At 56.5% G+C, this 16,763-nt stretch carries 1 protein-coding gene; it reads right to left on the bottom strand.

Features of this window, described 5'->3' with window-relative positions:
- Nucleotides 1-56: 56 nt before the first annotated feature.
- Nucleotides 57-16,511 carry a hypothetical protein gene (locus ACHEXK_RS01110; RefSeq protein WP_416547415.1) on the bottom strand — a complete coding sequence of 5,485 codons (16,455 nt, stop codon included), beginning with the start codon at nucleotides 16,509-16,511 and terminating at the stop codon, nucleotides 57-59.
- Nucleotides 16,512-16,763: the final 252 nt, after the last annotated feature.

Below are 16,763 nucleotides of genomic sequence, written 5' to 3'. Positions count from 1 at the left end.
AACACCCGCGTCCTTGTGAGAGGCGGGTGTGGGGTTGGGGGGTGGGGTGGGGTGGGTTAGACGATGAACGTCAAACTGCTGTTAGCGGCCACAGAGAACTGATTGGTGTCGTCCACGATGCCCACCAACTTGGCAATTTCAAGGTTGCCAAATGTACCTGCAGTGCCGTTGGCAGTTTCAAAAGCCACATAGTAGTTAGCGCCATCCTTGAACACCACGGCATCTCTGCCAGAAGTTGCAAAGACAGATTTGTCAATCGCACCGTTGGTTTGTACTGCAACGTTGGTGACCGCAGTCCAGCCGCTCGTACCGATCAAGTCAACGATATCGCTGATGTCGCCCCTCAAGACATCCATGCCAGAGCCGGGAATGCTGAAGGTCGTGTTGTTGCCAGAATAAGAGGCTGTGGTGGTTGCGGTCTGACCAATGCTGGAGAATTGGAAAATATCCGATTCTGTGTCTGCATTCGTGCCATCACCACCCCACAACGTATCTCCACCGTTACCACCGCGAAGCGTGTCAGCGCCTTCACCGCCATACAGCACGTCTGCGTTTGGAGAACCATACAAAGTGTCATTGTCTTCTTTACCGTCAATGATCAGGCTTTGCAAAGTGGTGAACGCAGACATGTCAATGGTGTTGGGCGTGTTCGTCCCGTTGGCGGTCACCGAAGTGGCCGCAGCCAACACGGTTGCGTTACCGGATTGCACCGCACTGAAGTTGTCAGCAATGGCAAAAGTCTTAGTCCCTGAGTTGATCGCGTTGTAAATGGTTCCAGCCTGAGAAATGTCGGCGCTGCCACTGGCAATCAAGTTCACCGAACCATTGATCGCAAATTCCGCGCTGTTGTTGATGACGGACACCAACTCAGCAGCAGTACCCGTGATTGAAGTCGCATTGGCCACGTTGACAGTGCCCGTTCCATTGGCAGCAGCAATGGCCAGCAATTCTGAAGCCAGGGCCGCACCGGTCACGGTGCTACTGAAGTTGGTACCCAACTGCAACTGTGCATCGCTGGCATCAATGGCTGTCTTGATGGCCGCTGATGTTCCGTTGATCGCCGATGCGTTGGATGCGTTGATCAAGCCCGCGACGCTGGTGTCCAGGGTATTGAGCAGCGACGCAGCAATCGTTGTATCTGTCAGAACCAAACTACCCAATGCAGTCACCGTTTTGCCTGTGGCTTGAGCTGAAGTCATGGTCAAGGTGACGTTTTCAACAATTTGGTAAGCGTCGACGGTGCCAAGGTTGATGTTGGCTGAAATGTCGGTATCAGCAGTCACCACCGCCGTCACATTCAACGTCGAGTTCAAGTTGGCCAAATTCGTGGCATTGGCCAATCCAGTGACCACCACAGAACCCACCCCAGTCAGGGTCTTGCCCGTCACCACACTCGCAGCAGAGGTAAAAGTCACCCCCGTGTTGACAGCCGTGGCAAGGGCGTCATCCAACGCGCCTGTGAACGTCACGTCGCCGGTCACCGTCACACTGTCAAACGCGTTTCCAGCGATGTTTGTCAATATTGCCGCTGCATCAGACCCATCGATGGTGACGGCCAGTTTCCCAGTGCTTACTTTGTTGACAGTTTCACCAGCTACTTTGCTTGCTGCCGCCGTCATCGTGAAACCATCGCCCACAGTCACGACAGCACCATCGAGCGTGCCAGTGAATACACCAGTTCCATCGAATGCTGCAGTGGTGGTTGTGGCATCAATCCCAGACAAGTCTGCACTCAATGTTGCATGCAGAGACGTAATGGCAACCTTGCCAGAACCTGTGGCAGTCTTACCTGTCAGCTTGGCCGCTGAGCCTTGCAAGACAATGTCACTGCCCACATTGAACTCGGTCGAAGCGGCCAATGTCGCGCTGTCAATGTTGAAAACAGCATCAGCCCCTCCGGCCGTACCACCTTGCAGCAGCAAGGTACCGTATCCCAACTTACCAGCAAAATTCACCGTGCTATCGGCAAGGCCACCATAGTAATAGTTGGTGGTATAGACATTCATACCACTCAGGTCAACTGTGTTGGAAGCTGCTTGAAGCGCATAAACTGTGAGCGCAGCACCACCACTGCCCGTTGCCACACGGCCATCCAGTTGCGCAGCATTGGCACGCAGTTCGACATTGGTCATTGCGTTAGCGACACCAGTACCGAAAGCAAAAGATGCTGTACCGACCGTGGCACCGGTGATGTTGACAATGTTCGTTTGGCTGTACTCACCCAACAACTTGACAGCTGCTTTACCGAAGTTGCCGGTAAAGGTTTCTGTGGTGCTCGACGCAGCAACCGTGGCAAAAGCAAGCGTTGCATTGACCGTGGTGGTTTGCAACCCAGAGAGGTCTGCGTTATCGGTACTTTCCAACCCAGAAACAGTGACCGTGCCAACACCCGTGGCCGTCTTGCCGGTGAGTTTCGCTGCAGTACCTTGCAAGATCGCGTTGGCTCCTACGCTGAAAGTCGCCGTGCCCATCGTGGCACTGTCCACATTAAAGATATCGTCACCACCACCTGAAGTACCACTGATGGTAACTGTAGCTTTGCCCAAGTTTCCTGTGAAGTTCACCGCCTGGTTGACTAAACCAACTGCTGCATCCACAGAACCAGATGGATTCACACCGCTGAGGTTGACCGCAGGCGATGCCTGCAGATCGGTGATCAACACAGAGCCTGTGCCAGTCACGCCCAAAGCATCGGCTTGTGCCGCTGTCATTTTCAACACTGCGTTGTTGGCCAGCACCACAGCACCCGGATGGTTGGCCGAACCCGCACCGCTGATGTCTAACTGGTAAGCACCATCCACCGTCAATGTGGAAGCGGAATCAAACGTTCCGGTGAATGTGGTCGCACCCGTCAGCATGATCTTCGTTGCCACATCGATACCGCTGTAATCAGTACTGACGGTGCCAGAGACACCCGTCACAACCACCTGACCTGTCCCCGCAACGGCCAAAGCGTTGGCCTGGGTGTTGGTCAAAGTCATCGTCACGTCGTTGTCTAGGCTGAACCCCGTAGGCAGACCCGTTGCGCCAGAGATATTGATGCTGCGAGCAGTTGTGTCGGTGTTCACGGTCAGTGGATCTGACGTGCTGAACGTGCCATTGAAGACAACATCCCCGTTGAGCACCAAGCTGATGCCATTGGTGTTAATGGCTGACAAATTGGTGGTGATCGGACCGGTCAAACCACCATTCAACACCACCGTACCTGCACCCGTGATCGCCCGGCTATTTGCCTGTGATGCGGTCATGGTCAATGCTGCATTGCTTGTGAGACTGACCGTTGCTGCGCCCAGATTGGTGCCTGCGTGCAAGGCCTGAGTTGTTGCGACACTGACCTCAAAACTGCCGGCTGCAGTTCCTGCGCCAATAGCGCCTGCAGCAATGTTTGCAAAACTGTACGCTGTGCCATCAACCAAGCTGGTGACAGTGATCGAACCACCCGCACCAGTTACACCAGCCTCAGCCGTGATGGTTCTTCCCGTTGCCTGAGCAGCCGTCAAGGTCAATGTACGTGCATCCTGCACCAAATATGCGGTAACGTCATCCAGTGTCGAGCCACGAGTTGTCAAATTCACATCGGCATCCACAAGGCGTGCAGTCACGCTGCCCAGGACATCAATTTCCGACAAGTCAACCGTACCATCCACCTCAGTCAACACCACACTCGCACCACCAGCACCATCGTCTGAAATTGAATTCATTGAAGCAAGGTGAGCCTGCCGCATGGTAAAGGTGGTGCCATCCGCGAGTTCCACATCTCGGTTTGTATTACCGTCAAACTTCAAACCCGTTGTTGTCACGCGGCTTAGGTCAACGTTAGTACCGAAACCCCAGCCTGCAATAGACAGAGTTCCATCACCTCCAACGGAGTTGACAACAGCCAAACCTGTCACATTGTTCACATTGACCACTAAGGTCTTAGCGTTGGCAATTTCAATGGTTTCAATATTGCTGAACGCAGCGTTGAGCGCATCAACGTCATTCGCCACAACCAACTTGTCACTTGTACCGGATCCGCCATTCAGATCGCCGGAAATTGTGGTGAGGGCGCCTGTGTTGATGGTGTCAGCACCCGTGCCACCAGTCACGTTTTGACCCGATGCGCCCAGGGTGAAAGTATTGCTGCCCGCTGCCAAGACGTAGCTCTGGATGTCAGCATCACCCGTGGCTGTACCGGCCGTCGTCAGCGTCACCGTGTCGTTGAAACCTGCAGCACTGATCGCCAGCGCATTGTGTTGCAACAGCGTCATCGTCACCGAACCAACAACCGTCGCGTTCTCCACCGCCGTCACGGTTGCATCAGCAATGTTGTCACCATCGTCCAGCGTCAATGTGTCTGTGCCCGTACCACCCAACGTGCCGTTCACATCATCAACAGCACCCGTAATGATCTCGTTCGTGCCAGCGCCCGTGTCAACGTTCTGATCCGCAGCGCCCAGCGTGAAGGTGTCATTGCCCGCTGCCAAGACGTAGCTCTGGATGTCAGCATCACCCGTGGCTGTACCGGCCGTCGTCAGCGTCACCGTGTCGTTGAAACCTGCAGCACTGATCGCCAGCGCATTGTGTTGCAACAGCGTCATCGTCACCGAACCAACAACCGTCGCGTTCTCCACCGCCGTCACGGTTGCATCAGCAATGTTGTCACCATCGTCCAGCGTCAATGTGTCTGTGCCCGTACCACCCAACGTGCCGTTCACATCATCAACAGCACCCGTAATGATCTCGTTCGTGCCAGCGCCCGTGTCAACGTTCTGATCCGCAGCGCCCAGCGTGAAGGTGTCATTGCCCGCTGCCAAGACGTAGCTCTGGATGTCAGCATCACCCGTGGCTGTACCGGCCGTCGTCAGCGTCACCGTGTCGTTGAAACCTGCAGCACTGATCGCCAGCGCATTGTGTTGCAACAGCGTCATCGTCACCGAACCAACAACCGTCGCGTTCTCCACCGCCGTCACGGTTGCATCAGCAATGTTGTCACCATCGTCCAGCGTCAATGTGTCTGTGCCCGTACCACCCAACGTGCCGTTCACATCATCAACAGCACCCGTAATGATCTCGTTCGTGCCAGCGCCCGTGTCAACGTTCTGATCCGCAGCGCCCAGCGTGAAGGTGTCATTGCCCGCTGCCAAGACGTAGCTCTGGATGTCAGCATCACCCGTGGCTGTACCGGCCGTCGTCAGCGTCACCGTGTCGTTGAAACCTGCAGCACTGATCGCCAGCGCATTGTGTTGCAACAGCGTCATCGTCACCGAACCAACAACCGTCGCGTTCTCCACCGCCGTCACGGTTGCATCAGCAATGTTGTCACCATCGTCCAGCGTCAATGTGTCTGTGCCCGTACCACCCAACGTGCCGTTCACATCATCAACAGCACCCGTAATGATCTCGTTCGTGCCAGCGCCCGTGTCAACGTTCTGATCCGCAGCGCCCAGCGTGAAGGTGTCATTGCCCGCTGCCAAGACGTAGCTCTGGATGTCAGCATCACCCGTGGCTGTACCGGCCGTCGTCAGCGTCACCGTGTCGTTGAAACCTGCAGCACTGATCGCCAGCGCATTGTGTTGCAACAGCGTCATCGTCACCGAACCAACAACCGTCGCGTTCTCCACCGCCGTCACGGTTGCATCAGCAATGTTGTCACCATCGTCCAGCGTCAATGTGTCTGTGCCCGTACCACCCAACGTGCCGTTCACATCATCAACAGCACCCGTAATGATCTCGTTCGTGCCAGCGCCCGTGTCAACGTTCTGATCCGCAGCGCCCAGCGTGAAGGTGTCATTGCCCGCTGCCAAGACGTAGCTCTGGATGTCAGCATCACCCGTGGCTGTACCGGCCGTCGTCAGCGTCACCGTGTCGTTGAAACCTGCAGCACTGATCGCCAGCGCATTGTGTTGCAACAGCGTCATCGTCACCGAACCAACAACCGTCGCGTTCTCCACCGCCGTCACGGTTGCATCAGCAATGTTGTCACCATCGTCCAGCGTCAATGTGTCTGTGCCCGTACCACCCAACGTGCCGTTCACATCATCAACAGCACCCGTAATGATCTCGTTCGTGCCAGCGCCCGTGTCAACGTTCTGATCCGCAGCGCCCAGCGTGAAGGTGTCATTGCCCGCTGCCAAGACGTAGCTCTGGATGTCAGCATCACCCGTGGCTGTACCGGCCGTCGTCAGCGTCACCGTGTCGTTGAAACCTGCAGCACTGATCGCCAGCGCATTGTGTTGCAACAGCGTCATCGTCACCGAACCAACAACCGTCGCGTTCTCCACCGCCGTCACGGTTGCATCAGCAATGTTGTCACCATCGTCCAGCGTCAATGTGTCTGTGCCCGTACCACCCAACGTGCCGTTCACATCATCAACAGCACCCGTAATGATCTCGTTCGTGCCAGCGCCCGTGTCAACGTTCTGATCCGCAGCGCCCAGCGTGAAGGTGTCATTGCCCGCTGCCAAGACGTAGCTCTGGATGTCAGCATCACCCGTGGCTGTACCGGCCGTCGTCAGCGTCACCGTGTCGTTGAAACCTGCAGCACTGATCGCCAGCGCATTGTGTTGCAACAGCGTCATCGTCACCGAACCAACAACCGTCGCGTTCTCCACCGCCGTCACGGTTGCATCAGCAATGTTGTCACCATCGTCCAGCGTCAATGTGTCTGTGCCCGTACCACCCAACGTGCCGTTCACATCATCAACAGCACCCGTAATGATCTCGTTCGTGCCAGCGCCCGTGTCAACGTTCTGATCCGCAGCGCCCAGCGTGAAGGTGTCATTGCCCGCTGCCAAGACGTAGCTCTGGATGTCAGCATCACCCGTGGCTGTACCGGCCGTCGTCAGCGTCACCGTGTCGTTGAAACCTGCAGCACTGATCGCCAGCGCATTGTGTTGCAACAGCGTCATCGTCACCGAACCAACAACCGTCGCGTTCTCCACCGCCGTCACGGTTGCATCAGCAATGTTGTCACCATCGTCCAGCGTCAATGTGTCTGTGCCCGTACCACCCAACGTGCCGTTCACATCATCAACAGCACCCGTAATGATCTCGTTCGTGCCAGCGCCCGTGTCAACGTTCTGATCCGCAGCGCCCAGCGTGAAGGTGTCATTGCCCGCTGCCAAGACGTAGCTCTGGATGTCAGCATCACCCGTGGCTGTACCGGCCGTCGTCAGCGTCACCGTGTCGTTGAAACCTGCAGCACTGATCGCCAGCGCATTGTGTTGCAACAGCGTCATCGTCACCGAACCAACAACCGTCGCGTTCTCCACCGCCGTCACGGTTGCATCAGCAATGTTGTCACCATCGTCCAGCGTCAATGTGTCTGTGCCCGTACCACCCAACGTGCCGTTCACATCATCAACAGCACCCGTAATGATCTCGTTCGTGCCAGCGCCCGTGTCAACGTTCTGATCCGCAGCGCCCAGCGTGAAGGTGTCATTGCCCGCTGCCAAGACGTAGCTCTGGATGTCAGCATCACCCGTGGCTGTACCGGCCGTCGTCAGCGTCACCGTGTCGTTGAAACCTGCAGCACTGATCGCCAGCGCATTGTGTTGCAACAGCGTCATCGTCACCGAACCAACAACCGTCGCGTTCTCCACCGCCGTCACGGTTGCATCAGCAATGTTGTCACCATCGTCCAGCGTCAATGTGTCTGTGCCCGTACCACCCAACGTGCCGTTCACATCATCAACAGCACCCGTAATGATCTCGTTCGTGCCAGCGCCCGTGTCAACGTTCTGATCCGCAGCGCCCAGCGTGAAGGTGTCATTGCCCGCTGCCAAGACGTAGCTCTGGATGTCAGCATCACCCGTGGCTGTACCGGCCGTCGTCAGCGTCACCGTGTCGTTGAAACCTGCAGCACTGATCGCCAGCGCATTGTGTTGCAACAGCGTCATCGTCACCGAACCAACAACCGTCGCGTTCTCCACCGCCGTCACGGTTGCATCAGCAATGTTGTCACCATCGTCCAGCGTCAATGTGTCTGTGCCCGTACCACCCAACGTGCCGTTCACATCATCAACAGCACCCGTAATGATCTCGTTCGTGCCAGCGCCCGTGTCAACGTTCTGATCCGCAGCGCCCAGCGTGAAGGTGTCATTGCCCGCTGCCAAGACGTATCCCTCAACAGCAGCCTTACCCGTTACCGTGCCAGCATCACTGAACGTGATCTGGTCAGCGGTACCTGCAGCCGCAATCGCCCCCGCTCCATTGTGCTGGGCCACGCTCATCGTCACAGATGCGTTGTTCGCTAGGGTCAGGTCATACCGCGTAGGCACAACCACATTCAGCCCACCAGCGCTGATGTTGTTACCATTTTCCGCAACGATTACAAATTTACTGGTATTGGCACTGCCGGACGTCGCCATGGACAGTGCGCTGCCCACTTGGGTTGCGGTTACGACCACGGTCACACCGTCCTGAGCGGTCAGACTGGTGGCGTCCATGTCACCTGATGTGATGGCGGTCAAGTCCAGTGAACCAGCCCCCCCTGTGCTGATGACATTCAGGGTTTCTACCCCAATTTTTCCACCAGCAGTCATACTGACCGATGCGTTAGCCAAGTCGATGGTAACGCCGGCGTCTGGCACTACGCCAGCCAAGTCGCTGGTGGACGTGAGTCCGGTGATGACTGCGCCTCCCAAACCCACCACACTCTTACCCGTGACCTTGGATGCGGCAGTTGTGAGCACCACTCCGTTAGCAACAGTCGTAGCGACTGCGTCGTCCAGCGTGCCGGTAAAGGTTAGGGATTCCGTGACAGTAACGCTTGAAAGCGCCGAACCACCAATGGTGGTCAGGTTGATTGCCGCATCTGTACCGGCAACCGTCACTGCCAGAGCACCCGAGCCTGTTTTGTTGATGGTCTCACCCGCCACTTTGCTGGCGGCAGCGGTCATCGTAAAGCCGTTACCCACAGTAACAACTGCACCATCCAGAGTGCCGGTGAACTCACCAGTGCCATTGAAAGCTGCAGTGACCGAAGTGGTATCCAATCCGCCCAAATCGGCGCTTGGCGTCAGGTGTAAGGCTGACACTTGAACTGTGCCGTGGCCTGTCACAACAACACCATTGAGCTTATTCGCGGTGCCTTGGAGGATCACACCCGATCCGGTCGAAAAAGTTGCAGTGCCCATGGTGGCACCGTCAATGTTGAAGATGTCGTTGTTGACATCGACTACGCCAGAGATGCTAACGGCCGCCTTGCCAAAGTTACCCGTGAAAGTCACAGTCTCATTGTCCACAATGGCCGATGCAGTCACGCTGCTGGTGTTCAACAGCGACAAGTTCGCTGTCGCGGTGTCATCCAATGCTGTTACAGCAATCGTGCCGCTGCCCGTGGCGGTCATACCCGTCATCTGAGCTGCTTTGGCTGTCAGCGTACGGCTAGCGTCAACACTGTAGCTATCGATGTTGCCAAGGTTGGTGTTGGCTGTGATGTCTATGGTGCTGCTGACGGTCGCACTGACTCCAGCGGTGGGGTTCACATTGGTGAGGTCAGTGTTCGCTGCCAGAGCCAAGATACTGATGGCACCAGCGCCATCAACGGTCCTGCCAGTCACCTGTGATGCATTGGCTGTCAGTGTTTTGGTTGATGCAACGGTGTAGATGTCAACGTTGCCCAAGTTGGTGTTGGCTGTGACGTCAATGCTGTCGTTCACAAACGCTTTGACACCAGCACCCGGGTTAACGCCAGACAAATTGGTATTGGCGGCAAGGTTGGTCACTTCTACATCACCAGCGCCGGTCACAACCCGTCCGTTGACTTGGGTGGCTGTTGCTGTCAGTGTGAATGTGTTGGCCACTTGGAAGTAGTCAACATTGCTGAGGTTGGCGTTGGCAGTGACATCCAAGTCAGCGGTCACAGTTGCAGTGACCCCCGATGTGGGATTCACGTTGGTCAGGTCTGTACCACTTTGCAAACCAGCCACCACAACAGAACCCAATCCGCTGACAGTTTTGCCCGTGACTTGGCTGGCAGCAATCGTCAAATCTCCAGAGACCAGCACAGAAATGGTGGCCACATTGCTGAGATTGACACCGGACACATTGACAGTATCGGCAATTGTGATGGTGTGGTTGTTCGCATTGATAGCGTCTGGTAATGCGCTGGTTCCAGGCAATGTGGTAGCCCCACTCATGATGAGTGAGACCTTGTCCAGATCGAAAGCAGTCAAGTTGCCGCTGGCTGTGACAGAAACGGTGCCGTTTCCGTTGAGGGTGATGTCACCCGCATTGTTGAAAGCTGATGCCTGCGACACGGTCAAGGTGGCCGTGACGTTGTTGCTGATCACGAGATTCTTGACGTTGGTGATCGTCGTGTTTGTCAGGTCAATGGTCCCAGCGATCGTGATGTCGTAACCCTTAGCATCAATGGTCAAAGGCAGACCGTTTTGGTTTGTTGGCAGCGTCGAGTTGGCATTCAACTCCAACTTGGAAACGCCAGCGTAAGTCTGCCCAGACAAATTGCCACCCGCAACAACCGTTGTGATCACATCGATCAACTTCTTGGCCTCTGCACTCACGTTGCCCACTGCATCGGTTTGGTAAACCGTGATCAACTCATCGCCCAGCTTGAAAAACTGACCCGCCTCGTTAGCCGCTACGGCCAATGACCAAGCACCATCCACCACTGTGGCCGTATTGCCACCCGTCAGTGTTCGGCCACTTGAAAGAACAAGGGTCACGGTGGATCCAGTTTCACCCGTACCGGTGATGGTGAATCCCTGTGCGTTTTCTAGTGCATCGACGATGTCGTCGGTCGCGACGGTGTTGATGACAGGCGCCGAAGGCGCTGCCGTATCAAAGGCTTGTACGTTTTGCGTTGCCGCGGTGTTGTTATTGCCCGCTGCATCGGTAGCAACGTTTGCGGCAATGTCAACCGTGATGTCCCCAGCCTCATTTGCATCGGGCGTCACCACCATCTGATAGACAGTGTCGCTGCTCTTGTTGAACAGTCTGACGGTGCCGTTGGTCACCGTCACATCCGACTGCGTAAATCCGTTGACTGCTTCTGAGAACGTGATGGTGTACGTGATCTCGCCATTGGTCGTCGCCGACTTGTCATCGGTGATGGTCACCGTCGGAGCCGTTGTATCGGCAACAAACGCGTTGTTGCTGGCCGTTACAGCTCCTGTCGCCACATTCCCAGCCGCATCAGTGATACCGGTCGTGAACGTGCCTCCTACCACAGCAATTGCACCCGTGTCTGTCGTGCCCGCACCGCTGATGGTGTAAGTCCATGTGCGGGTGTTCCCACTGGTAACACCAGCGCTCAGCGCGAGGCCAGACTCGGCCCCAATGGTCAAGCTAGGCGCCGTTGGCGTCCCAGAAACAACGCCGTCGTAGGTGGCGGTCACCGTAACCACATCACCATTCTTCAGGGTGGACCCCGCAATCAGCGCCACACCACCACGAGCAGCAGACACCTCCAAGCTTTGATACACAGGCGCCGTCGCGTCCACCGTCAAGCTTTGTGCAACCGACGCCACACTCACGTTACCGGCCACATCGGTCGCTTTGGCCGTAAAGTGGTGAACCCCGTCGTTCAGTTCAGGACTTGTGAAGTTGAACGTGCCTGGCGTAACAGACTCGGTCGCATTGCCCACGTAAGCGCCGTTCATGTAAACGCCAACCGTCGAGCCGGTAGCAGCAGTAATCACCAGCGCAGGCGTGCTGTCGTTGGTTAGAACCGCGTTATCGTCAGCGCCTTGGCTGTCGGTGATAGCAGGCGCCGAAGGCGCTGCCGTATCAAAGGCTTGTACGTTTTGCGTTGCCGCGGTGTTGTTATTGCCCGCTGCATCGGTAGCAACGTTTGCGGCAATGTCAACCGTGATGTCCCCAGCCTCATTTGCATCGGGCGTCACCACCATCTGATAGACAGTGTCGCTGCTCTTGTTGAACAGTCTGACGGTGCCGTTGGTCACCGTCACATCCGACTGCGTAAATCCGTTGACTGCTTCTGAGAACGTGATGGTGTACGTGATCTCGCCATTGGTCGTCGCCGACTTGTCATCGGTGATGGTGACCGTTGGCAACGTTGTGTCTATCACCAACGTTTGTGTCGCAGCTGCACTGGTGTTGCTGGCCGCGTCTGTGGCGGTCACGCTGACACTGTTGTTGCCGTTGGCGTTGATGGCCAATGTACCACTGGTCACGGCCGTACCCGTCGTTGGCGTTGTATCCACAGACCAAGTGCCGTCAGTGGCTGTGACGCTGTAAGTTGCACCCGCAACCACAACGCTCACTGTGCTGCCAACGGCTGCTGTGCCGGTGATGATCGGTGTTGAGTCGTTCGACAAGGCTGCGCTGGTGATCACTGGCGCGTTGGGCGCAGCAGAATCAATGGTCAACAGTTGCACAGTGGCCAAACCACTCAGGTTGCCCGCCGCATCGCTGGCGCGGGCGGTGACAGAGTAATTGCCGTCTGTCATCGCGGCGGTGGGGGTGAATGTGTACACCCCAGAACCGTTAGCGACCCCCTGGTTAACCACGGAGCCACTGATGATCACAGACACATAGGCGCCGGGCGCTGTGGTGAACTCCAGTGATGGCGTGTTGTCATTGGTCAACACTGTGGCACCGCCACTGATGGTGGGTGTTGTCGGTGCTGCGGTATCGAGCGTATAGCCTCTCGTTGCAGCGCCATTGGTCACGTTACCAGCGGCGTCAATCGTGCGAACTGTGAGAGTGCCTGAACCACTGCTGAGCAAGGCAGGCGCAAACCATGTGGTACCGCCCACTGTGGCGTCAAACCAATTGCTGCCATCTGCAGTCACTTGCACTTTTTCGCCCGCAGCCAGCGCTGCAGACAAAGTGCCCGTTACAGTCTGGATCGATTGGTTGGTGACGTAATCGTTGTCTGAGGTACCCGAATCTGAGCTGATGTCTGAGATGGTGGCGACAGCGGTGGGGCCTGCCGCGTCTGGGGAATAGGTGAAATACAAACCAGCGCTGCTGTTGCTGGTGACCGAGCCCGAAGTCACTTTGGCAAAAATTGCTTTATCACCCGATGCGCCCAAGCCGTTTTGCGGAACGACGAAGTCTTTGTAGCCCGCTGTGATGTCTGCCGACAAGATGGTGTAGGCCGTACCTGCATCACCGCCATTGTGATCAATGGCTGTCGTACCCAAATACATTTGGATAGTGTCATTCGCCGCCGTGACCTGGGACAAATTGACACGAACCGTGAATGAGTCCTCTTGGGTTTCCAGAACGCTGTCGGCCAAATCACCGCCGAACACGGTGAGTGTCGGCACCAAAGCTACGACTTTGATGGCCGTTTGGTAGTTGGCGGTCAGCGTGTTGAATTGCTGGAGCAAACCATATGCAACTGAATTGACAGTGCCTTGACCGGCGTTCAACGTTTCCAGCGCATTGCTGATGTCCAAAATTGTTTTGTATGTCTCAGCAGTGATATCCCCACCGGTGAGATCATTGCGCAGCGTCGTGACTTGGCCCTTCAGGAAAGTCACGGCCCCATTGATCAAAGCCGCCACTTCAGCGTTCAGGCCCGTGCCTTGCGAGGACCATGTGCCTGTCGATGTATTCCAGCCGGAGGGCGCTGTACCAATCACGTCGGCGATGCTGTTGAGCACCGAACCATCCACACTCACCACATCGTTGAGCTTGGCCAGCGCATTGCTGATCTTCACCAAGGTGTCGTAACCGGTTGCGGTGATCGTGCCACCAGTGATGTCACTGCGCAGCGTCGTGACTTGGCCCTTCAGGAAAGTCACGGCCCCATTGATCAAAGCCGCCACTTCAGCATTCAGGCCCGTGCCTTGCGAGGACCATGTGCCTGTCGATGTATTCCAGCCTGAGGGCGCTGTACCAATCACGTCGGCGATGCTGTTGAGCACCGAACCATCCACACTCACCACATCGTTGAGCTTGGCCAGCGCATTGCTGATCTCCACCAAGGTGTCGTAACCGGTTGCGGTGATCGTGCCACCAGTGATGTCACTGCGCAGCGTCGTGACTTGGCCCTTCAGGAAAGTCACGGCCCCATTGATCAAAGCCGCCACTTCAGCATTCAGGCCCGTGCCTTGCGAGGACCATGTGCCTGTCGATGTATTCCAGCCTGAGGGCGCTGTACCAATCACGTCGGCGATGCTGTTGAGCACCGAACCATCCACACTCACCACATCGTTGAGCTTGGCCAGCGCATTGCTGATCTTCACCAAGGTGTTGTAACCGGTTGCGGTGATCGTGCCACCAGTGATGTCACTGCGCAGCGTCGTGACTTGGCCCTGAAGTGCATCCAACTCAGCACCAACCAATGTCTCAATTTGAGACCACAAGCCGGTAGCCGTTACGGCAGGTATAGCCGAATCGTTGGATGGCACACCAATCGCATCTGCAATGCTTTTGGCCACCGAGCCAGCACTTGTGCCCTTGAGCGTGTTGACTGCAGCCTCCAGAGCGCTGGTGCGTGAGACCAAGGACGCAATGTCGCCATCGTTGGCTGCAATCTGCGAACTGAGCTCTGGGATGCTTGGATAACTGATGCCAGACAATTTGTTCAACGCAGCTGTCGAAATGCCGGACTGGGCCGAAATCAAAACCTCCGATGCGCTGCCAACCTTCACGTAAACGTCAGTACCAATCAACAAAGGACCGCCGGTGGCAAGCCCTTCCAAATAGGTGTTGAGTGCAGCCACATCGTTGCCTGTTGCACCCGACAACAGAATGGTCAACTCACCCAAACCAGATGCACTGATGACCGACTCGCTGTTCTTGAATTGATCAAGTGTCAACTCAAGGCCCGAGTTGATGATGAACACGGTTCCATCGGCAATGGTGATTTGGCTAATGTCTGTCGTGCCTTTTTTAACCTCTATCGTGCTGATGTTGCTGAAATTGCTGTTGGTCAACACCACGGTGTCGGCCACGTCGGCAAAGTCAAACGCCAAGTGCTCCAGACCTGTCAAACCGGCGGTACTGACACTCAGTTGGCGCACCTGCCCGGCATTGACAGGGATATCGGCAATTTTGATGAGCACACTGTCTTGCCCGCCGCCCAGGGTGCCTTCGAGCACCAGGTTGCCCATGTTGGGGGCGCTGATGGCCAGCACGTCGTCTGAGGTGCCGCCAGCGATCACGAACTTGAGGGCTGCGCCAGCGGGCGACAGGATGTCGTCGTACGTGACGGCATCGAGCAGGCCCGCCACGCTGCCTGTGGCGGTTTGGCCTTGACGGCTAAATGTGGCCGTGCCGTTTTCAGCCACCTGAATGGTGATCGCCCCAATGGCGCTGCCCCCAAAGGTAACGGTGTTGCCTTGGGGTGTGGCGGTGAATGTGGCTGCGACACCCGCCCCTTGGTCGGTGGTTTGCACCAAGGTGTTGCCTTGGACGTTGCCCACACCCGCAGTGCCGCCTTGGCTGACGCTGATGGCGTCAATGGCGATCAAACCGTCTTGCAGTGCGGCGAGATCGGACGCACCCACGCCCACCGCGGCCAGGTTGTTCACCACCACCTGCACGCCAGATTCTGTGGAGGTGCTGGCCTCCAACGCGTTCAGCAAGCTACCCACCGCGGAGGTGAAGGCGGCCGCCGTGTTGCCACCGACCGCATTGCTGTCGGCCGCAACTTGCAAGGCCGTGGCCACGGCAACACCGGTCTTGAAGACATCCAGCGCAGCGGCTTTTTGTTCGGGTGTGGCGGTGGTGCTGTTGACTTCGGCGATGGGATCGACTTTCAAGACGTCGAAACCATCGGGCAAGTTGAGCTTGTCTTTGATCAGTGCAGTGGCTTGGACCAGTGTCTTGCCGTCTGCCACGGCCGCCTGAATCAGGGTGGTGATGGGGGTCACCACGGTGGCGCCTTCGGGGGCCAGCAAGGTGCCCTCAAACGGCAGCAGTTGCCCGCCCACCAGTTGGTAACCTCCGGTCACTTTGATAGGGCCCGAGCCGGTCAAACCGGTGTAGCGGCCGTTGGCGTCTGTGGTCACCGAGTTGCCTGAGCCGTCGGCCCGCGTGACGGTGGAGCCCGAAAGATAACCGTCGATGGCGATACCCGACACCGATGCCACGATGACCTTGGCCGCGGCAGCGCCACCGCCGCCACCGCCGGCCAGGGCCAAACCGCCCAGGACCAGGCCCAGTGTGGACAGGTTGAAGCCACCCATGGCCGTGCCAGAGGCGGGCGCGGTGGGCTCTTTGTCTGCAACCGCACCGCCTGCGTCGGTGGCCACAGGTGTAGGCGACGCGGCTTGTGCGTAAGCCACGCTGTCGTAATGCACCGCAGTCAGGGCCTGGATGTCTTGCACAAAGCTCAAGTCACTGATCTGCTCAAACCCTTCGATCTTGGCCAGCAGGCCGTGCTCGGGCAACTCCAGCAGCAGGTCTTTGCCCTGTGTTTTGGTGATCAAGCCTTTGGGAGCCTGGCCTGTGGTTTCGTCCAGTACGCCAACTTTCATGCCAGGCAGCAAGCGCATGCGGGCAAATTCAGCGGGTGTGAGGACCGATTTGACGCCTTCGGCACTCACAACAACCAGCTTGATTTTGGACACAGGTGAAACGGCCATGACTCAACTCCTAGAACTAACAGATCTTTGCGTTTGTGCGAAATAAGAACGACAGAAATAGCAATGTCGCTGATATTCACAGATTTAAAACAGTTTATCAGTTAAAAGACAAACTCTATTGATTACAGGATCAACATGTTGTGGATTTGCATTAAGAAACAAATATACAAATATTGATTTATTTAGACGAATGCAAGAAAAACAATACCAAAGCAATCAAGCCCCCTGGTTCTGCCCCACACAGGCAGAACC

It is taken from the genome of Limnohabitans sp. DCL3 (genome assembly GCF_048019295.1).
GTDB lineage: Bacteria > Pseudomonadota > Gammaproteobacteria > Burkholderiales > Burkholderiaceae_C > Limnohabitans_A.
Note: the sequence above shows the minus strand (reverse complement) of the source record. Positions and strands in the feature narration are given on the sequence as shown.

Bases quoted from the DNA above. Each gene is read 5' to 3' on its own strand.
- ACHEXK_RS01110 (WP_416547415.1), bottom strand. From the start codon at position 16,511: ATGGCCGTTTCACCTGTGTCCAAAATCAAGCTGGTTGTTGTGAGTGCC.